18 protein-coding genes and 1 tRNA gene are annotated in these 19282 nt (G+C 69.0%); 9 read left to right on the forward strand and 10 right to left on the reverse strand.

What is annotated here, in order from left to right:
* Positions 1–51 precede the first annotated feature (51 nt).
* On the forward strand, positions 52–204 hold the full coding sequence (locus D2K64_RS14075; protein WP_120009030.1) for a DUF3309 family protein: 153 nt from the start codon (positions 52–54) through the stop codon (positions 202–204).
* Here D2K64_RS14075 and D2K64_RS14080 read toward each other — a convergent pair.
* The 3 genes from D2K64_RS14080 to glmU form a co-directional block, all read right to left on the reverse strand.
* The gene (locus tag D2K64_RS14080) at positions 201–641 is read right to left on the reverse strand and encodes a hypothetical protein (protein ID WP_157985842.1); all 441 of its coding nucleotides are present in this window, start codon (positions 639–641) and stop codon (positions 201–203) included. The genes D2K64_RS14075 and D2K64_RS14080 overlap by 4 nt on opposite strands.
* A gap of 111 nt (positions 642–752) precedes the next feature.
* Complete coding sequence (gene glmS, locus D2K64_RS14085) at positions 753–2576, reverse strand: glutamine--fructose-6-phosphate transaminase (isomerizing) (RefSeq protein WP_120009002.1); 1824 nt, start codon at positions 2574–2576, stop codon at positions 753–755.
* A 2-nt stretch (positions 2577–2578) separates the two neighbouring features.
* A complete protein-coding gene (gene glmU, locus D2K64_RS14090; RefSeq protein ID WP_120009003.1) occupies positions 2579–3901 on the reverse strand; it encodes a bifunctional UDP-N-acetylglucosamine diphosphorylase/glucosamine-1-phosphate N-acetyltransferase GlmU in 1323 nt (440 codons plus the stop codon).
* Positions 3902–4002: 101 nt separating this feature from the next.
* Here glmU and gph point away from each other — a divergent pair, with 101 nt between their 5' ends.
* Positions 4003–4674, forward strand: coding sequence for a phosphoglycolate phosphatase (gph, locus tag D2K64_RS14095; RefSeq protein WP_238384191.1), 672 nt, complete (start codon positions 4003–4005; stop codon positions 4672–4674).
* On the opposite strand, the gene D2K64_RS14100 is transcribed toward gph, so the two are convergent.
* Entirely contained in the window at positions 4563–5408 is an 846-nt protein-coding gene (locus D2K64_RS14100; RefSeq protein WP_120009031.1) for a DUF3108 domain-containing protein, read from the reverse strand. The two genes, gph and D2K64_RS14100, sit on opposite strands and share 112 nt — an antisense overlap.
* Before the next feature lie 127 nt (positions 5409–5535).
* Between D2K64_RS14100 and D2K64_RS14105 the strand changes: the two genes are divergently transcribed.
* A tRNA-Val gene (locus D2K64_RS14105) sits at positions 5536–5610 on the forward strand.
* A 34-nt stretch (positions 5611–5644) separates the two neighbouring features.
* Here D2K64_RS14105 and D2K64_RS14110 read toward each other — a convergent pair.
* The 3 genes from D2K64_RS14110 to D2K64_RS14120 all read right to left on the reverse strand — a co-directional run bounded on the left by D2K64_RS14110 (position 5645) and on the right by D2K64_RS14120 (position 7501).
* Positions 5645–5875, reverse strand: a complete 231-nt coding sequence (locus tag D2K64_RS14110) for an EF-hand domain-containing protein (RefSeq protein ID WP_120009032.1) — start codon at positions 5873–5875, stop codon at positions 5645–5647.
* Between the two features lie 9 nt (positions 5876–5884).
* Entirely contained in the window at positions 5885–6136 is a 252-nt protein-coding gene (locus D2K64_RS14115; protein WP_120009005.1) for an EF-hand domain-containing protein, read from the reverse strand.
* 165 nt (positions 6137–6301) lie between these two features.
* Positions 6302–7501 carry a D-alanyl-D-alanine carboxypeptidase family protein gene (locus D2K64_RS14120; RefSeq protein ID WP_238384192.1) on the reverse strand — a complete coding sequence of 400 codons (1200 nt, stop codon included), beginning with the start codon at positions 7499–7501 and terminating at the stop codon, positions 6302–6304.
* Positions 7502–7878: 377 nt separating this feature from the next.
* Between D2K64_RS14120 and D2K64_RS14125 the strand changes: the two genes are divergently transcribed.
* The 5 genes from D2K64_RS14125 to D2K64_RS14145 all read left to right on the forward strand — a co-directional run bounded on the left by D2K64_RS14125 (position 7879) and on the right by D2K64_RS14145 (position 14318).
* On the forward strand, positions 7879–8463 hold the full coding sequence (locus D2K64_RS14125) for a phasin family protein (protein WP_238384193.1): 585 nt from the start codon (positions 7879–7881) through the stop codon (positions 8461–8463).
* A 338-nt stretch (positions 8464–8801) separates the two neighbouring features.
* On the forward strand, positions 8802–9191 hold the full coding sequence (clpS, locus tag D2K64_RS14130) for an ATP-dependent Clp protease adapter ClpS (RefSeq protein WP_238384194.1): 390 nt from the start codon (positions 8802–8804) through the stop codon (positions 9189–9191).
* A gap of 222 nt (positions 9192–9413) precedes the next feature.
* Positions 9414–11783, forward strand: a complete 2370-nt coding sequence (gene clpA, locus D2K64_RS14135; RefSeq protein WP_120009008.1) for an ATP-dependent Clp protease ATP-binding subunit ClpA — start codon at positions 9414–9416, stop codon at positions 11781–11783.
* A gap of 358 nt (positions 11784–12141) precedes the next feature.
* On the forward strand, positions 12142–12972 hold the full coding sequence (locus D2K64_RS14140; RefSeq protein WP_120009009.1) for an aspartate dehydrogenase: 831 nt from the start codon (positions 12142–12144) through the stop codon (positions 12970–12972).
* A gap of 74 nt (positions 12973–13046) precedes the next feature.
* Positions 13047–14318: a M20/M25/M40 family metallo-hydrolase gene (locus D2K64_RS14145; protein WP_120009010.1), complete on the forward strand. Its 1272-nt coding sequence runs from the start codon at positions 13047–13049 to the stop codon at positions 14316–14318.
* A 21-nt stretch (positions 14319–14339) separates the two neighbouring features.
* On the opposite strand, the gene D2K64_RS14150 is transcribed toward D2K64_RS14145, so the two are convergent.
* The 3 genes from D2K64_RS14150 to D2K64_RS14160 all read right to left on the reverse strand — a co-directional run bounded on the left by D2K64_RS14150 (position 14340) and on the right by D2K64_RS14160 (position 17876).
* Positions 14340–15308 carry a DMT family transporter gene (locus D2K64_RS14150; protein ID WP_120009011.1) on the reverse strand — a complete coding sequence of 323 codons (969 nt, stop codon included), beginning with the start codon at positions 15306–15308 and terminating at the stop codon, positions 14340–14342.
* A gap of 136 nt (positions 15309–15444) precedes the next feature.
* Positions 15445–15936 (reverse strand): transcription elongation factor GreB, encoded by a 492-nt coding sequence (greB, locus tag D2K64_RS14155; RefSeq protein ID WP_456316377.1) that lies wholly within the window; start codon positions 15934–15936, stop codon positions 15445–15447.
* A gap of 128 nt (positions 15937–16064) precedes the next feature.
* Positions 16065–17876, reverse strand: a complete 1812-nt coding sequence (locus D2K64_RS14160; RefSeq protein WP_120009033.1) for an ABC-F family ATP-binding cassette domain-containing protein — start codon at positions 17874–17876, stop codon at positions 16065–16067.
* 171 nt (positions 17877–18047) lie between these two features.
* Between D2K64_RS14160 and D2K64_RS14165 the strand changes: the two genes are divergently transcribed.
* Positions 18048–19163 (forward strand): NAD(P)/FAD-dependent oxidoreductase, encoded by a 1116-nt coding sequence (locus D2K64_RS14165; RefSeq protein WP_120009013.1) that lies wholly within the window; start codon positions 18048–18050, stop codon positions 19161–19163.
* The last annotated feature ends 119 nt before the right edge of the window (positions 19164–19282 follow it).

The raw sequence follows: 19282 nt of genomic DNA on the forward strand, positions 1-19282 counted from the left end.
CCGGCGTCCAACACGGCGGCGGGCATCCGGCTGCGCCGCATGGAGGAAACCATGAGCACCATCCTGCTGATTCTGGTGATCCTGCTGTTGATCGGCGCGCTGCCGCGCTGGGGCTACAGCACCGGCTGGGGCTATGGCCCGTCCGGAGTGCTGGGGCTGATCCTGATCGTGCTGCTGATCATGATGCTGATGGGCCGCATCTAGCGGCTCAGGCGGCGGGGCGCTGCGGGGGGCAGGCCCCGCAGCGCCAGTTCCAGCGCTTCCATCAGCGCGCCAGCCCTCAAAGCGTGTCCGATGCGCCGGGCCAGCATCCAGCGCGGTCCGGATTGCTCCACAACGATCGCGGCCCAGATGCAGACGCCGAGTGCGAACAGCGGCACCAGGTGCAGATACAGCATCATCGTCAGCACCGAGCCGTGCAGCGGCGCCAGCCACGCCGTGAGCGTGACCGCCACGGCCGACAACAGCAGCGCCGCCGCCATGCTGAGATCCAGCCGCGCCAGACGACCGACCTGCTCCACTTCCCGCTGCAACTGCGGCACCGCCAGCGTCAGCGGGTCGCGCACCATCGGCGTGCCGCCGCGGCTTGCCAGGTAGCGGCGCGCCAACAACTCGGTCTGGGAACGGCGGCTCCAGGACATGGATCGTGACGGCCTCGGCAGACTGGAACGGTGCTGCCGCGGCGCAGCATGGCAAGAGCCGCCGGCGATGCCCGGCGGCCCGCATGCCGTCCGCGACGAGCCGGGCGCCGATCACTCCACCGTCACGGCCTTCGCCAGGTTGCGCGGCTGATCGACGTCGGTGCCTTTCAGCACAGCGACGTGGTAGGCCAGCAGTTGCACCGGAATGGCGTGCAGGATCGGCGCCACAAAGGGATCCACGGTGGGCAACACCACCACCCGCTCGGCGAAGCGGCGGAGCGCCGGTGCCCCTGCGGCATCGGTGAAGGCCATGATGCGGCCGCCACGCGCCGCCGCTTCCTGCAAATTGGAGGCGGTTTTCTCGAACAACGGGCCTGAGGGGCAGAGCGCGATCACCGGCACGTCGCGGTCGATCAGGGCGATCGGCCCGTGCTTCATCTCGCCCGCCGCATAGCCCTCGGCGTGAATGTATGAGATTTCCTTGAGCTTCAGCGCGCCTTCCAGCGCGATCGGGTACAGCGAGCCGCGGCCCAGGAACAGCACGTCGCGGGCCAGGGCCACCTCGCGGGCCATGTCCTGAATCTCGCTGCCCTTCTCCAGCAGCGCCGCGGCATGGCCGGGCACCTCCAGCAGGGCGGCCGTGAGGCGGGCCTCTTCCCCGGCCGACAGGGTCCCGCGCGCCCGGCCGAAGCCCAGCGCCAGGCTGGCCAGCACCGCGAGCTGGGCGGTGAAAGCCTTGGTGGAGGCGACGCCGATCTCCGGGCCCGCGATGGTCAGCAGCGTGCCGTCGCTTTCCCGGTCCATGGTGCTTTCGCTCACATTCACCACAGCGAGCACATGCTGCCCGCGCTGCTTCAGCAGGCGAAGCGCCGCCAGAGTGTCGGCCGTTTCGCCGGACTGGCTGACCAGCAGCGCGGCGCCACCCTCCGGCAGCGGCGGATCGCGGTAACGCAGCTCGCTGGCGACGTCGGAATCCACCGGGATGCGGGCCACCTGCTCAATCCAGTAGCGCCCCACCTGCGCCGCCAGATAGGCCGAGCCGCAGGCCGAAAAGGTGATCCTGGGCACCACCGCGGGATCGAAGGGCAGCGGCGGCAGTACCACCGCACGGGTCGCCGGGTCGATATGCTGGCGCAGCGTGTCGCCCAGCACCACCGGATGCTCATGGAGTTCCTTTTCCATGAAGTGCCGGTAATTGCCCTTGCCTACGGCGGCACCGGAATAGGCGGTCAGCTTGACCTCGCGCTGCACCGGCCGGTCTGCGGCGTCGAAGAACCGCGCCTCATTGTCCGACAACACCACCCAATCGCCCTCCTCCAGATAGGCGATGCGGCGGGTCATCGGCGACAGCGCCAGCGCGTCGGAGCCGACAAACATCTCCTCCTCTCCGTAACCCACGGCCAGCGGGCTGCCCTGGCGCGCCGCGATCAACTTGCGGCCGTGGCCGGCGAAGATCATCGCCAAGCCAAAGGCGCCGTGGATGCGCTTCAGCGTGGCAGACACCGCCTGTTCCGGCGTGGCGCCGCCGGCCAGCAGGTGATCGAGCAGCTTGGCCACCGTCTCGGTATCGGTTTCGGTCTCGAACGCGACCCCCTCGGCCTCCAGCTCGGCACGCAGCTCGGCGTAGTTCTCAATGATGCCGTTATGCACCACCGAGACGCGGGCGGTGCCGTGCGGATGCGCGTTGCGCTCCGTGGGCGCGCCATGCGTCGCCCAGCGCGTGTGGCCGATCCCGGTGGTGCCGGCCAGGGGCTGGCGGTCCAGCACGGCCGCCAGGTTCTGCAGCTTGCCCTCGGCGCGGCGCCGCTCCACGTGACCGTTCACCAGCGTGGCGATGCCGGCGCTGTCATAGCCGCGATATTCCAGCCGCTGCAGCGCTTCCAGCAGGCGCGGCGAGGCGGCATCGCGCCCCACCAGTCCGACGATGCCGCACATTCCTACTTCGTCTCCTTGGAGCGGGCGTCGCGAAAGGCGGCGGCCAGGCCAGGCTTCTCCGTGGTGCGCGTCCGGCCGAACGCCAGCGCGTCGGGCGCCACGTCGCGGGTGATGGTGGAGCCGGCGGCGGTGAACGAACCGTCGCCCAAGCGCAGTGGCGCCACCAGGGTGGAATTTGAGCCGACGAACACACCTGCGCCGATCTCGGTGCGGTGCTTGTTGAAGCCGTCATAGTTGCAGGTGATGGTGCCGGCGCCGATGTTGCTGCCGGCACCGATGCTGGCATCGCCCAGGTAGGCCAGGTGATTGGCCTTGGCACCCTCGCCCAGCACGGCGTTCTTCAGTTCCACGAAATTGCCGACATGCGCCCGCGGGCCCACCTCCGCACCCGGCCGCAGCCGGGCAAAAGGTCCGATCACGGCGCCGCGCCGCACCACGCAGCCCTCCAGATGGGAGAAGGCGCGGATCTCGACCTCGTCCTCGACCGTGACGCCGGGGCCGAACACCACGTCGGGCCCGACCACCACGTCCTTCCCAAGCCGCGTGTCGTGGCTGAAGGTGACGCTGTCCGGCCGGATCAGGGTGGCACCGCCCGCCATCGCCGTCTGGCGCAGCCGTCCCTGCACCTCCGCCTCAGCCTCGGCCAATTCGATGCGGCTGTTGATGCCGCGCAGTTCGGCTTCCGGCGCTTCCACGGCGATCACGCGGCGGCCTGCGGCCACCGCCAGGGGCACCACATCCGGCAGATAGTACTCGCCGGCACGGTTGTTGTTGCGCACCTGGCGCAGCCAGCCGAACAATTCGCCGGCCGGGGCGCAGAGTACGCCGGCATTGCACAGGCCGATCGCCCGCTCGGCTGCATCCGCGTCGGCGAATTCGACGATCCGGATCACGTCGCCCTTCGCATCCTGCAGCACGCGCCCGTATTTCGCCGGATCGGCAGGGCGCATCGCCAGCAGCGCGAGCCCGGCCTCGGACCGGGCGGCGCGCAGGCGGGTCAGCGTGTCCGGGGCGATCAGCGGGTTGTCGGCATAGAGCACCGCGACGTCGCCGTCGAAACCTTCCAGCAGCGGCGCCGCCTGCAGCGCGGCGTGGCCAGTCCCCAGGCGCTCCCGTTGCACCACCGTGGCGTGCGGCGCGGCGGCGCGTTCCAGCGCCGGCATGTCGGGGCCGGTGACCACCACGACGCGGTCGAACACCTGCTCGCAGGCAGCGATCAGGTGGTTGAGCATCGGCCGCCCGGCGATCGGGTGCAGCGCCTTGGGCAGGCGGCTTTTCATGCGGGTCCCGAGACCGGCGGCGAGCAGAATGGCGGTGGCTGGCATGTCCACGCTTGTGCCGGGGATCGCCCCTGTCGGGCAAGGGGCCGCTGCCGGGGCCGGCGTCACATCGCATTGCCGAAGGAAACATGGCATGGCTGCCGCCCATGACAGGCACCGTGATCTTCGACCTGGACGGCACCCTGGTGGACAGCCGCCCCGACATCCGCGCCGCGCTGGACCGGCTGATGGCCGCCCGCGGCCACCCCCCCTTCACCCTGGAGGAGGTGACACGCTTCATCGGCGATGGCGTGCCGGTGCTGATCCAGCGCGCTTTCGCCGCCCGCGGCCTGCCGGCCGACCCCACCGCCCTGCCCGCCTTTCTCGCTGATTATGAGAAGCACGCGGCGGTGGAAACGCGACCCTTCGCCGGCATTCCCGAGGTGCTGGACCAGTTGCAGGCGGCGGGATGGCGCATGGCCGTCTGCACCAACAAGCCCGAGCGTGCGGCACGGCTGCTGCTGGAGGCGCTGGGCCTCGCGCACCGCTTCGCGGCGCTGGGCGGCGGCGACAGCTTTCCGGTGCGCAAGCCGGACCCGGCTCATGTGCTGGCGACCCTGACCGCCGCCGGCGGCAGTGAAGGCCGTGCCGTGATGGTGGGCGACCACCACAACGACGTGGCCGCCGGAGCCGCGGCCGGGCTGCCGGCAATCTTTTGCGGATGGGGCTACGGATTGCCGGAAATGGCGGGCGATGCGCCGGTGGCGAGCCGCCCGGCTGAGTTGCCGCCGCTGCTGGCATCCGCCCTGGCGGGTGCCCCGTCGACTTCCAGCAGGTAGCCGGTCAACGGCCCGAGCCAGCGGCCGGGCATCTGCACCCGCACCGGCAGAAAGGGCGCGCCCGGGAACGGCCGTGCCATCCAGGCCATGCCCTCCTGCGGCGCACGCGCTTCCGCATCGTCGTCGCGGCGGAAGCCGCCGGTCTGCCGGCCACTGAAGCCGCAGCGGACCGCTTCGCCATGCCAGGCCGTTCGCCATGGCGCCAGGATGTCGCGGCCCAGCGTGCGGGCGGTAAACTCGGCGGAGCGGCGCCCGTCGAACACGGCCGCGCGGCCTTCGCAGCGTCCGCTGCTGGCCAGGTTCCGGGTCAGCTGCGCCAGGGCGCTCAGGGAGTCGATGGTATTGCGCCGCAGTTCCAGTGGCACCGGCTCCCGGTCCGGGTCGGTGGCAGGCAGCAATTGCCGGAGTATCGGATCGCCTTGCGGGTAGTCGAGCACCACCCTGCGCGGCTCGCCGCGCCACACGCCATCGACCATGAAGCGTTGCGGCGCCACCTGCCCATCCTGCCAGGTACCGTCCACCCGGGAGGTGGCGCCGCCACCGCTGAACAGGCTAGCCACCCCAGTGAAGCGGGACCGCGATTCGATGCTGTACCGGCCCGGCGCGGCGAGGTCGAACACCACCTCCAGCCGCATCACCTGCAGGCCTGCCGCCTGCACGCCATACACGGCGCGCAGCGGCTCCGCCAGGGCCGGGCGCGGCCCCAGGACCGGCAATGCCGTGACTGCAAGCATGAGAACGGCGGCGAAGCAACGCATCAATGGGATGTGGGCGTGCAGCCGGTTGTTTGAAGGGCGAAAACCCGGCGGAGGACTGCTTGACAGCCCTCGTCCCCCCCGGTATTTCCCGCCCCACCTCGATGGGTGCGTAGCTCAGCGGTAGAGCATCGCCTTCACACGGCGGGGGTCACAGGTTCAATCCCTGTCGCACCCACCATCGGGGTTTTCCTTTTCCTGACAGTGTCGCAGGTTCAGCCCGGATGGCGATGGTTCCGGCTGCCGCGCAGCTCAGTCCCGGCCAGGGCGCCGTCACCATCGCGATCGGCCGCCCGAAACAAAGCCACGGCGATCGGCCGCACTTCCTCCAGCGTCACCCGTCCATCACGATTGCTGTCCGCGGCGCGGAACATGGCGTCGACCCGTTGCTCCATGGCGTGCCGGGCGCGCTCCGGCAGGGCCGGGCGTGCCTCGGCCGACCGCATCGCCACGGCTCAGGTCCGCAGGAAATCGCCCAGCTCCTGCCGGGTCAGCGCGGTGTCACGGTCGGCATCCGCCTCGGCAAAGCGGGCCGACAGGAAATTCAATCCTTCACTCTCGGCGACGCGGCCATCGTGGTTGCCATCGGTCAGGTCAAACAGGCCAGCGGTGCCGGGCCGGTGTTGCGGCGCCGGCTGCGCCAGGGCCGGCAGGGTCGTCGCCAGCAGAACGGCGCTGAGCATGATCGGGCCGAACGAACGGTTCATGTCGGGCATCCTTCCCTCCAGGCGGCACAGGCGCCGCCTTTGCAGGAGAGATGGGACACTGTTGTAACGGCCGCGTTGCCAGCCCGGTGCGGCGGGTGAAAAACTGTGACCCGGGCGCGATCATCCGGACCGTGCCAGGCGGCAGAAGCCGCCTGACCGGGCGAATCAGCGCCGACGAGGCTTCACCACGGGCTTACGGGCCGGTGCAACAGTCCGAACCCGCACGCGGGTACCGCCATCCCCCTGCTCCACCACCGTGCGCGCCGCCACGCGCCGTGTTGCCGCGGCCGGACGGTCCGGATTGCGCGCGGAGGCCTGCGCGGCGGCGAGGCGGACCGTCTTGCGAGCGGCAACAACCGAACGCGTCGCGGCCACCGGGCGCGCTGCGGCCCGGCGGGTCAGCGACGGGGCAGCACGCGCCACCATGCCACCGGCCCGAACCGTGCGCAGCGTCGCGGCCGCAGCCGTGCCGCCCACCGCGGCCAGGGCCAGACCACGCGGAACAGCGGCATTGGCCATCACCACCCCACCGCTGCCGTCAACGCCAAGCTGGGCGAAGCCGCGATCCAGCAGCGCCGCCGCGTGGCGGTCCCGCTCCACCCAGGAACTGCCGCCGAACACCGCCACGATCAGCCGCTGGTTGTCGCGTTGCGCGCTGCTCACGATGTTGAAGCCGCTGGCATCGACATAACCGGTCTTGATGCCATCGACCCCTTCATAGGCGTCCAGCATGCGGTTGTGGTTGCGCAGCGTGACAGGGCCCATGACGTGCCGGCGGGTGCCGAAGTAATGGTAATATTCGGGAAAGTCGCGCTGCAGCCGGAGGCCCAGCATCGCCATGTCATGGGCCGTGGTGATCTGGTCGATGTCCGGCAGGCCGGAGGCATTGCGGAAGGTTGTGCCACTCAGGCCGATGGCGCGCGCCCGCAGCGTCATCATCTGGGCGAAGCGCGGTTCGCTGCCACCGCCAAGCGTTTCCCCGAGCAGCGAGGCCACGTCATTGGCCGATTTGGTGACCAGGGCGTAGATGGCGTTCTCGACCGTGATGCTGCGACCCGGCGGCAGACCCAGCTTCGAAGGCGGGCGGCTGGCGGCCGTGGGCGTCATCTCGAGGCGCTGCTGCAGGCTGATCTCGCCACGCCGCAGCGCGCCGAACAGCATGTAGAGCGTCATCATCTTGGTCAGCGATGCCGGATGGCGCGGCGCTTCGGCGTTGCTGCCGAACAGCACCTTGCCCGATTGCGGATCCAGCACGACGGCGGCGTATCGCGCGCTGCCGATCTGCGCCGCGGCAGAGCGCGGCAAGGCAGCCATCAGCAGCGCGGAGGCGGCAATGAGCCCCAGCTGCCGGACCGCACGACCCAATTGCATAGTCATCCCCCGAAGCAACCTCACTCCCCCGTGAGGCGAACGGATACTAAGCAATTCGCTAACTAGGTGTCACCCGGAACGCTTGGCGAACAAGGGTTTTCCCCAAAGCCTTACAGCACGGTCTTACCACATTCTGGAGGATCGCTCGGGCTGCGATCCGCAGAGCCGGGGCGCTCTCCGAAACAGCCATGCTGCAGTGCAAAAAAACTTCTGGACTTCATGCAACTTCATTGCCATAACGGTTTTATGCTGCGCCGCACCAAAGGCATGGCATTCGGATGCCGCCCCATGGCCCTCGCGTGCCGCGTCCGAAGCTGCGAGGAGGGCCTGCCCCGGCGTGCCGGGACACTGGATCACGGAGGGAGGACGCGATGACGAATGCGCCCAAGCCAGCGAAGCCCAAGATCACTCCAGCACCGGAGGCTTTGCAGGCCGTCGTTGAGGAGACCAAGGTCTTGATCGAACAGGCTTCGAGCAACGCCACCCCTCCCACTATGCCCAAAACACTGCAGACCGGCGCGGAACAAAGCCGCACGGCAACGGAGAGAAGCATGGATCAGGCAACCCGCACGGCGGATGGCTTCCGTAAGGCCACCGAGGAAGCCATGGAGTTCAGCCGCGGCAATGTCGAGGCGCTCACCAAGGCCACGCAGACCTACATGAGCGGCATGCAGGAGCTGAGCAAGCAGGCTTTCGCCGTGATGCAGGCGATGAACGAGCAAGCCTTGCAGAACGCCAAGGCGCTGGCCACCGTCAAGAGCCTGCGCGACGCGATGGAGCTGCAGACCACCTTCGCCAAGTCGCAGATGGAGAAGGGCATGGCGGAGGCGACCAAGCTGAACGAAGCCGCCTTCAAGTTGGCCGAGCAGTCTTCCGCGCCGATCGCCGCCCGCATGACGCTGGCCATGGAGCGGATCGCCCGCCCGGCCGCGCTTCAGCAGAGCGCCGCTCAGTAAACAGCGCTTCCAGTCAGGCGAGCGCGGCGGGCCGGTTCACGGGCCGTCGCGATCCTGGCCTGTTTGAACAGCCTGCACGGCCCCGCCGCTCATGACCGAGCGGCGGGGCCGCTGCTGTTTTGGCCGCCGTTATTTTCCCCGCCAGCGGCTTTTCCGGCGGCTTTCCTGCACCGGGCCCTTCACCTTGGCGCCCCGGCTCCGATATTATCCCCAACCACCTGGATGGCTCCGGGGCTCGGCAGGATGCTCTTGTCCGGCCCGGTTCACGGTCTTCCGGGTTCAGTCCGCGGGATTTCCCCAGACGTGCAGCAGATAACCGGCAGGCCCTCGGCAACGATATGACGGACCACAACAGGCACCACGCTCAGGACGGAAACGGGCAGGACCCGGACGGCACGGGCGGGGCGGGGCAAGGTGGACAGGGCGGTGACGGTGCCGCGACTGGCGTCGTCGTCAAGGCGCGTCCGCGCACCCGCAAGCCCGCCATGTACAAGGTGCTGATGCTGAACGACGACTACACGCCGATGGAATTCGTCGTGCATGTGCTGGAGCGGTTCTTCCAGAAGAGCCGTGACGAGGCGACCCGCATCATGCTCCACGTCCATCGCCGCGGCGTGGGGGTTTGCGGCGTCTTCACCTACGAGGTTGCCGAAACCAAGGTCACCCAGGTTATGGACCTGGCCCGGCAGAACCAGCACCCGCTCCAATGCACCATCGAGAAGGACTAAGCCACGCGGCCGCCCGAAATGGCGGATTCGTGGCAGCTTCTTCACAGATGCCGGTGGCGGCGCGCCCCGGCTTCTGTCTAACCTCTTGAAACGGTCGCACTGCACCCCGTCTTTAAGGAGAGGTCTCACTCTCCGTTCAGGCTGGGTGGGAAGGCCGAATTCTTCTCGGTGCCGGGCTCTCCCATCCTCCGGCACCGTTCCTGGAAGGGGAGCGTCAAACGCATGCTGTCCCGCAACCTTGAGCAGACGCTCCATCGTGCCCTCGCGCTCGCCAATGAACGCCGGCACGAATACGCTACGCTCGAACATCTTCTTCTGGCCCTGGTCGACGACACCGACGCCGCCACCGTGCTGCGCGCCTGCGGCGTCGACCAGGACAAGCTGAAACGCGACCTCGCCGAGTTCCTTGATAAGGATCTCGCCGGCTTGGTCACCGAGCGGACGGGCGATCCCAAGCCCACCGCCGGGTTCCAGCGCGTGGTGCAGCGCGCCGCCATTCACGTGCAATCCTCGGGGCGGGACGAGGTAACGGGAGCCAGCGTCCTCGTGGCCCTGTTCTCCGAGCGGGAAAGCCACGCGGTCTATTTCCTGCAGTTGCAGGACATGACCCGGCTGGATGCCGTGAACTTCATCAGCCACGGCATCGCCAAGGCGCCGGGCCGCTCCACCAACCGTCCGGTCCAGGGCGCGCCGCCGGCCTCCCCCACCGCCTCCTCGGGCGGCGAGGAGCCGGGCGAGAAGGAAGAGAAGCCTTCCGGCCGCCGGGGCCAGGACGCATTGTCCAACTACTGCGTCAACCTCAACAAGAAGGCGCAGCAGGGCAAGATCGACCCGCTGATCGGGCGCGACTCCGAGATCGAGCGCACCATCCAGATCCTGTGCCGTCGGACCAAGAACAACCCGCTCTACGTGGGTGACCCCGGTGTGGGCAAGACGGCGATCGCCGAGGGCCTGGCCAAGCGCATCATCGAGGGGGACGTGCCCGAGGTGCTGCTGAAGTCCACCATCTACGCGCTCGACATGGGCTCGCTGCTGGCCGGCACCCGTTACCGCGGCGATTTCGAGGAGCGGCTGAAGGCCGTGGTGAACGAGCTGGAGCAGCAGCCCGGCTCGATCCTGTTTATCGACGAGATCCACACGGTGATCGGTGCCGGTGCCACCTCCGGCGGCGCTATGGATGCGTCCAACCTGCTGAAGCCGGCACTGGCTCAGGGCACCCTGCGCTGCGTGGGCTCCACCACCTACAAGGAATACCGCCAGCATTTCGAGAAGGACCGCGCCCTGGTCCGCCGCTTCCAGAAGATCGACGTTAACGAGCCGACGGTCGAGGATGCGGTGAAGATCCTGACCGGCCTCAAGACCAATTACGAGAAACACCACAAGGTCAAGTACACGCCGGAAGCCATCCGCGCCGCGGTGGAGCTGTCGGCCAAGTACATCCATGACCGCAAGCTGCCGGACAAGGCGATCGACGTCATCGACGAGGTCGGCGCCTCCCGCATGCTGCAGCCGGAAGGGAAGCGGAAGAAGACCGTCACCCTGAAGGACGTGGAGGACATCGTCGCCAAGATCGCCCGGATCCCGCCCAAGAGCGTGTCCACCGACGACAAGGAAACGCTCCGCAACCTGGAGCGCGACCTCAAGTCGATGGTGTTCGGTCAGGACAAGGCGATTGAGGCATTGTCAGCTGCGATCAAGCTGTCTCGGGCGGGGCTGCGCGATCCGGAGAAGCCGATCGGCAACTACCTGTTCTCCGGCCCCACGGGCGTCGGCAAGACGGAGGTGGCCAAGCAGCTTGCCAAGACGCTGGGCATCGAGTTGATCCGCTTCGACATGTCCGAGTACATGGAGCGGCATTCGGTGTCCCGCCTGATCGGCGCGCCGCCGGGCTATGTCGGCTTCGATCAGGGCGGCTTGCTGACCGATTCGATCGACCAGCACCCTCACGCCGTGCTGCTGTTGGATGAGATCGAGAAGGCCCACCAGGACCTCTACAACATCCTGCTGCAGGTGATGGACCACGGGAAGCTGACCGACCACAACGGCAAGACGGTCGATTTCCGGAACGTGATCCTGATCATGACCACCAACGCGGGTGCTGCGGACATGGCCAGGGCCGGCATCGGCTTCGGCCGCGAGGAGCGGACGGGCGAGGATGAGGAGGCGGTGAAGCGCCTGTTCACCCCGGAATTCCGCAACCGCCTGGATGCCGTGGTGCCGTTCGGCGGCCTGACGCAGGAGATCGTCGGCAACGTGGTGGAGAAGTTTGTGATGCAGCTGGAAGCCCAGCTCGCGGATCGCAACGTCACCATCGAGCTGTCCTCGGGCGCCAAGGAGTGGTTGGCTGAGAAGGGCTATGACCGCCTGTATGGCGCGCGGCCACTGGCGCGCGTGATCCAGGAATACGTCAAGAAGCCGCTCGCCGAGGAATTGCTGTTCGGCAAGTTGGCCAAGGGCGGCGCCGTGAAGGTGGGTATGAAGGACGACGCGCTCACCTTCGAGTTCATCGAGGCGCCGCTTCCCGCTCTTCCGAAGCCGGACGACAACGGCCCGGATGGCGAGAACGAGCACGCGCCGGAGGCGGCTGGCTGACCTCTCTCCTCCTGCCCTGGAGATCGCAACGGCCTGGGGCATGTGCCCCAGGCCGCTGTTTTTTGAGAGGGCGATGATCCAGATTCTGTCCAGTTCTCTCCGAACTGTGTCAATTCTTCAACTTGGCAGGCCAGGGCACTCGGCCTAGCTTGGCCAGGACAGCGCTGCCAGATCCTCCCCCGGAACTGGCGGCGATGCGCAGCCGCCCTCCCCCAGGTGCGGCGTCGCGGCCCCAAGCCGGCTTGTGGCCAACTCCGGAGGTGGCTCCCCCGCCATCTCCGGGGGCGCCAACTGTTATGATCGCTCGGCTTGTGACATGACGGTGCCTTCGCATCTCACAGTGCCAGGATCGCGCGTCATGAATGCCATTGCCCCCCCTCGCCGCCGTCCCTTGCGGGTGGCCATCGCCGGCTTCGGTGCCATCGGCCAGGCGCTCGCCCTGGCGCTGGATCGGGGCATTCCCGGCTTTGAACTGTCGGTGGTGTCGGCGCGCGAGAAGCCGGCCGCAGCCCGTCGTATGGAGCAGCTGCGCAATCCGGTGCCCGTGCTCGACATCGCCGAGCTGGAGCCCCAGGCTGACCTGGTGGTGGAATGCGCCCCGGCCGCATTGCTGCCTTCCATCGTCGAGCCCTTCCTGCGCGCGGGCAAGAACGCCGTGGTGATCAGCGCCGGCGCCCTGCTGCAGCACGACCACCTCGCATCCCTGGCAGCCCAGCACGGTGCCCACATCATCGTGCCGACCGGCGCCCTGATCGGGCTGGACGCCATGTTGGCCGCGGCCGAGGGCGAGGTCACCTCCGTCCGCATGATCACCCGCAAGCCGGTGCGCGGCCTGCTCGGCGCGCCCTATCTCACGGAAAACAACATCCGCATCGAGGGGATCGAGGCGCCGCTGCGGGTCTTCGAGGGCACGGCCCGGGAGGCCGCGCGCGGCTTCCCGGCCAACCTCAACGTGGCCGTGGCCCTGTCCCTGGCCGGCATCGGCCCGGACCGGACCCGTCTGGAAATCTGGGCCGACCCGACGGTCACGCGCAACACGCACCGGATCGAGGTGGAGGCCGACTCCGCCCGCTTCGCCATGAGCATCGAGAACGTCCCCTCGGACAATCCGAAGACCGGCCGCATCACCGCCCTGTCAGTGATCGCCTGTCTGCGGAAGATGCAGGCGCCGCTGCGCATCGGCACCTGAGCCGCCCCTTGACCGCTGGCCGGGCATGGCCGGACAACCGGGCCCTCCGATTGTTTGCCTGGAAGGTTGCCGCCATGCCTGATGTTGAGCCCACCCTGCGCGCCCTGCTCACCGCCAGCGGCGGCGACGATGCGGCGCAGGATGCCAGGGCCCTCCTGTCCAGCCCCGCCTTCGCACGTCTCGTTGAGGCGCTGGACGCCGACCATGACCGCTTCGTTGAGCAGCTGATCGCCCTGACCCAGATCCCGTCCCCGCCATTCGGCGAAGCGAAGCGCGCCGCCGCCTATGCGGAACTGTTGCGCGGACAGGGGCTGCAGGAGGTGGACACCGACGCGGAAGGTAATGTCACCGCGCTTCGCCCCGGCACCGATCCATCCGCCGGCGTGATCGTGCTGTGCTCGCATCTGGACACCGTGTTCCCGGCTGGTACCGACGTCACGGTGAAGCGTGAGGGCACGGTGCTGCGCGCCCCGGGCGTCGGCGACGACACCCGCGGCCTGGCGGTGCTGCTGGCCATGTCGCGCGCTCTCGACAAGGCCGCCATCCGCACCCGCGCCGGCATCCTGTTCCTGGCCTCGGTGGGCGAGGAAGGCGCCGGCGACCTGCGCGGCGTGAAGGCGTTCTTCCGCGACAGCCGCTGGCGCGACCGTGTTGCCGGGTTCATCGCCATGGATGGCATCGATCCGGCGCGGCTGGTGCACGGTGCCGTCGGCAGCAAGCGCTACCGCATCACCTTCCGCGGCCCGGGCGGCCATTCCTTCGGCGCCTTCGGCCTGGTGAACCCGATGTTCGCGCTGGCCCGTGCGGCCGACGACCTGTCGCGCATCCGCGTGGCGGCCCGGCCCAAGACAACCTTCTCGATCGGGAAGGTGGGCGGCGGCACCTCCATCAATGCCATCCCCGAGGAAGCCTGGATGGAGGTCGATCTGCGCTCCGCCTCGGCCGAGGCCCTGGCGGTCCTGGAGGAGCGCTTCCTCGCCATCCTGCCGCAGGCGGCCGCCGACGAGAATGCCGCACGCGACACGAGCTGCGGCGAGATCAGCGTGGAGGTGAAGCAGATCGGCGACCGGCCGGCCGGCGTGACGCCGGCGGAGTCCCGCATCGCCCACGTCGCCGCCACGGTGATCGGCGCGCAGGGTTACGAGCTGGTGCACGAGTTCTCCTCCACCGACAGCAACATCCCCATCAGCCTGGGCATTCCGGCGGTGACGCTGGGCACCGGCGGCAGCGGCGGCCGTGCCCATTCGCTGGAGGAATGGATCGATGTGGAGCAAGGCCCCAGCGTAAAGGGCGTGGCCACCGCCATGGCGACCATCCTGACCCTGGCCGGCGTGTCCAGCAACTAAGGGAAAGGCCTCCGGCGCCGGTCAGCGGGCCGGCTGCCGGGGTGTCCGCGCTTCGGCCCGGGCCATCCAGGTGGCCGAGGCGAAGATCACCGCCGCCCCGGCGAAGGTGGTCCAGGCCGGCATGTCGGCAAACAGGATGAAGCCGAGCAGCGAGGCCCAGGCGAGATCGAGGAACTTCACCGGCTGGGTGGCCGACAGGTCGGCGACCCGGAAGGCCAGCGTCAGGAACCAGTGGCCGAGGCTGCCCAACGCGCCGCCCATGGCGAACCAGGCGAGCTGGCGCGCATCTGGCCAGGTCCAGTCCCACAGGGCGAAGGGCAGCGTGAACAGCGTGATGCTGAAGGCCTGCCACATCACGATGATCTCGGGGCTGTCCCGCCGCGTCATCACCTTGGTGATCAGGAAGGAGGCCGCGAATAGCGGCGAGGACGCCAGCATCACCAGCGTCCAGATGCCGCCACCGCCGCTCAGCTTCGGCACCAGCACGATGGCGACGCCCACCAGCCCGACCGCCGCGGCGATCCAGCGCGACAGCACCACCTTTTCCTTCAGGAACAGCACCGCGCCCAGCATCACGAAGATCGGCCCGGTAAAGCCCAGCGCGGTGACATCGGCCAGGGCAATGTGCGGCAGCGCCAGGAACCACAGCAGCAGGCCGGCGGTGTGGATCGCCCCGCGCCAGAGCTGCCCGCCCACACCGTTTGGCGCATAGGCCGCCAGCCCGGCCCGCGCCAACAGCGGCAGCATCACCATGAAGCCGAACAGGTAGCGCAGGAACTGCGCCTGGAAGGGGTGCATCTCCCGCGTCAGCCCGCTCATCAAGGCATTGAGCAGGCTGAACGACATGCCGGACAGCGCCATCCACACCATCCCGCGCGGTACCGGGGAAAGCCCCTTCCAGCCGCGCAGCAGGCGCAGCAGCGCCTCCCGCAGCAAGACGCGCGGTGACCGCCCCGATGGCAGGGGTGGCAAGGCGGTCGGATCGGACATGACGTAGCGGCCCCGGCGTTTCCTGGTGGCGGCAACGGGACGAGGCGTGCCGCAACGCCAGATTGAGGCCGGCCGCGGCGCCGCACCAGCGGGAAGCCGTGGCGTCGTCGTGGAAAACGCGCGAGCGGGCCCGCGCCTAGCTGCCGGCCGGGTAGGAGATGGCCACCACTTCCACCTCCTCCGGACCGGCCGGCGTGCGGATGCGCACCAGGTCGCCGACCCGGGCCTTCAGCAGCGCCCGCGCCACCGGCGACACCCAGGAGATGTGACCGCGTTCCAGATCCGTCTCGTCAACGCCGACAATGGTGACCCTGTGCTCCGAATCATCCTCCCGCGCATAGGTGACGGTGGCGCCGAAGAACACTTGGTCGCGGCGCGGCTGCGCCGCCGGGTCCACCACCTGCACTCGCTCCAGCCGCTTGCGCAGGAAGCGGACGCGGCGGTCGATCTCGCGCAGGCGGCGCTTGCCGTATTGATAATCGGCGTTCTCGCTGCGGTCGCCGAGGCTGGCGGCCCAGGACACGATCTCCAGCACCTTGGGCCGTTCCTCGTTCCACAGCGTGCGCAACTCGGCCTGCAACCCGGCATGGCCGGCAGGAGTCATGTAGAACGGCGTGCCGGCGGGCAGGCCCGGCGGCGACTCATCCTCGTCATCCTCATCGGCAGCCAATTGCGGCGCTCCCCATCGATGCTGCGGCGGTCAACGCGTGGTGGCGACGTGCAAGGCGGCCCGGCCCGCAGGGCTTGGCGCGGCTGTCATCCCGCGGCGTCCTCGCGCAGCATCTCCAGCTCCAGCCAGCGTTCCTCGGCCTCGGCCAGGGAGGCCTCGCTGCGGGCCAGCAATTCGCTTGCCTTGTCGAAGCGGGCGCGGTCGCGCGTGTAGAGCCCGGGATCGGCAAGGATCTCGCGCAGCCTGGCCGCCTCGGCCTCCAGCTTGCGCATCTTCGCCGGCAGGGTGTCCAGCTCGTGCTGGTCCTTGAAGGATAGCTTCTTGCGGGCCGGCGCGGCATCCGGCTTCGCGGCCGGCTTCGGCGTGGTCGCGGCCGGCTTGCCCGCCTCGGCCCGGGCGCGCACGCCGTGGCCGCGCTGCGCCACCATGTCGGAATAGCCGCCGGGATAATCCTGCCACCGCCCCTCGCCTTCCCAGGCGATGACATTGGTGCAGACGCGGTCCAGGAAGTCGCGGTCGTGGCTGACCACGATCACCGTGCCGGCGTAGTCGGCGATCTGCTCCTGCAACAGGTCCAGCGTCTCGAGGTCGAGGTCGTTGGTGGGCTCGTCCAGCACCAGCAGGTTGGACGGCGTGGCGAAGGCACGGGCCAGCAGCAGCCGCCCGCGTTCCCCGCCCGACAGGGCAGACACCGGGGTGCGCGCTTGTTCCGGCAGGAACAGGAAGTCCTTCATGTAGCCGATCACGTGGCGCGGCTGGCCGTTCACCCAGACCTGGTCGCCGCGCTTGCCGGTCAGCGTCTCGGCCACGCCCAGCGCGCCATCCAGCGCTTCCCGCTTCTGGTCCAGCGTCACCATCTCCAGGTTGGTGCCAAGCCGCACCTCGCCCTCGTCCGGCGCCAGTACGCCGGTCAGCATGGACAGCAGGGTGGTCTTGCCCGCGCCGTTCGGCCCGACGATGCCGACGCGGTCGCCACGGATCACCCGCGTGGAGAAGTCGCGCACCACGGCGCGGCCGTTATAGGACTTGCCGATTCCCTCGGCGGCGATCACCAGCGTGCCGGAAGCCTCGCCCTCCGCCGCCGCCATCCTCACCCCGCCCTGCGCGGCGCGGCGTTCCCGGCGCTGCTGCCGCAGCCCGGCCAGCTCGGCGACGCGGCGGACGTTGCGCTTGCGCCGGGCGGTGACGCCGTAGCGCATCCAGTCTTCTTCGCGCGCGATCTGCCGATCGAGCTTGTGCGCCTCCCGCTCCTCCTGCTCCAGCACCTCGTCGCGCCAGGTCTCGAAATGCGCGAAGCCGCGCGCCAGTCGCCGCGTGGTGCCGCGGTCCAGCCACACCATCTCGCGCGTCATGCTGCTGAGGAACCGGCGGTCATGGCTGATCAGCACCAGGGCCGAGCGCATGGCGCCGATCTCCCCCTCCAGCCACTCGATGGCCGGCAGGTCGAGATGGTTGGTCGGCTCGTCCAGCAGCAGGATGTCCGGCAGCGGCGCCAGCGCGCGCGCCAGGGCGGCGCGGCGGGCCTCGCCACCCGAAAGGTTCGCAGGCTGTTCTTCTCCCGTGAGGCCGAGCTGCTCCAGCAGGTAGTGCGCGCGGTAAGGATCGTCTCCCGGCGCCAATCCGGCCTCCACATAGGTCAGCACGTTGGCATAAGCGGAAAGGTCCGGCTCCTGCTCCAGGTAGCGCAGCGTGGCGCCGGGCTGCACGAAGCGGCTGCCGCCATCCGGCTGCGCCAATCCGGCGGCGATCTTCAGCAGGGTGGACTTGCCGGAACCGTTGCGGCCGATCAGCGCCAGTCGCTCCCCCGGCGAGACCGAGAGCGTGGCGCCGGCGAGCAGCGGCGTGGTGCCGAAGCCGAGGCGGATGTCTTGCAGCAGAAGGATCGGAGGGGCGGCCATGGCAGGCTGCGTGGAGCCCGCCGGCCGTTCCGTCAAGCACCGCAGCGCCGATCGGGCCGCCATCGCATTTTTGAGCGGGTGGACAGGCCATCCCGGTCAACCGGGAGGCGACGCGGCGGGTCAGACGCGCTAGATAACGGGCCCGCTTTTCGGCCCCGGGAGGTCAGGACATTGGATCAGGTCGATTGCGTCGTCGTCGGCGCAGGCGTTGTCGGATTGGCTGTGGCGCGCGCGCTGGCCACGGCCGGGCGTGAGGTGCTGGTGCTGGAAGCGGCGGAAGGGATCGGCACCGAAACCTCCTCGCGCAACAGCGAGGTCATCCATGCCGGCATCTACTACCCCAAGGACAGCCTGATGGCGCGGGCCTGCGTCGAGGGCAAGCACAAGCTGTACCGTTATTGCGCCGAGCGCGGCGTGCCGCACCGCCAGTGCGGCAAGCTGATCGTCGCCACCAACGAGGAGGAGCAGGGCAAGCTCGCCTCCATCCAGATGCGCGCCGCGGCCAATGGCGTGCCCGACCTGCGGCTGGTGAGCCGTGAGGAGGCGCTGGAGATGGAGCCGTCCCTGGCCTGCACTGCGGCGCTGATCTCGCCCTCCACCGGCATCATCGACAGCCACGCCTACATGCTGGCGCTGCAGGGCGATGCCGAGAATGACGGCGCCATGTTCGCCTTCCACAGCCCCGTCACGGGAGGTCGGCTGCTGCCGGAAGGCGGTGCCGAGATCCAGGTTGGCGGCGCCGAGCCGATGGAGCTGCGCTGCCAGCTTCTGGTCAACGCCGCCGGGCTGTACGCGCCGAAGCTGGCCGGCAGCCTAGCCGGCATGCCGGCCGAACATGTGCCGACGGCGTATTTCGCCAAGGGCAATTACTTCACCCTGGCCGGGCGCTCGCCCTTCTCGCGCCTGATCTATCCGGTGCCGGTGCCGGGCGGCCTCGGCACCCACCTGACCATCGACCTGGGTGGGCAGTGCCGCTTCGGGCCCGATGTGGAATGGGTGGAAAAGGTGGAATACGAGGTCGACCCCCGCCGCGGCGACAGCTTCTACGCGGCGATCCGTCGCTACTGGCCCGGCCTGCCGGATGGCGCGCTGCAGCCGGGCTATTCCGGCATCCGGCCGAAGATCGTGCCGCCCGGCCAGGCGGCGCAGGATTTCGTCATCCAGGGGCCATCGGTGCATGGCCAACGCGGGCTGATCAACCTGTTCGGCATCGAGAGCCCGGGCCTGACCGCATCGCTGGCGCTGGGCGACATGGTCAGCCAGATGATGGTGCCGGAGCCGGCCTGAGCCGGCTCCCCACCCCTCACCTTCTTTCGCTGTAATCGCCGGTGCCGAAGAACTTGTTGCGGACGGTGTTGTAGTAGGCGTCCATGTCGTACTGGGCGACGGGCAGCGCCAGGTCGCGC

Origin of the sequence: Teichococcus vastitatis, assembly GCF_003604215.1 — a bacterium.
In the GTDB taxonomy this organism is placed as follows: Bacteria; Pseudomonadota; Alphaproteobacteria; order Acetobacterales; family Acetobacteraceae; genus Pseudoroseomonas; species Pseudoroseomonas vastitatis.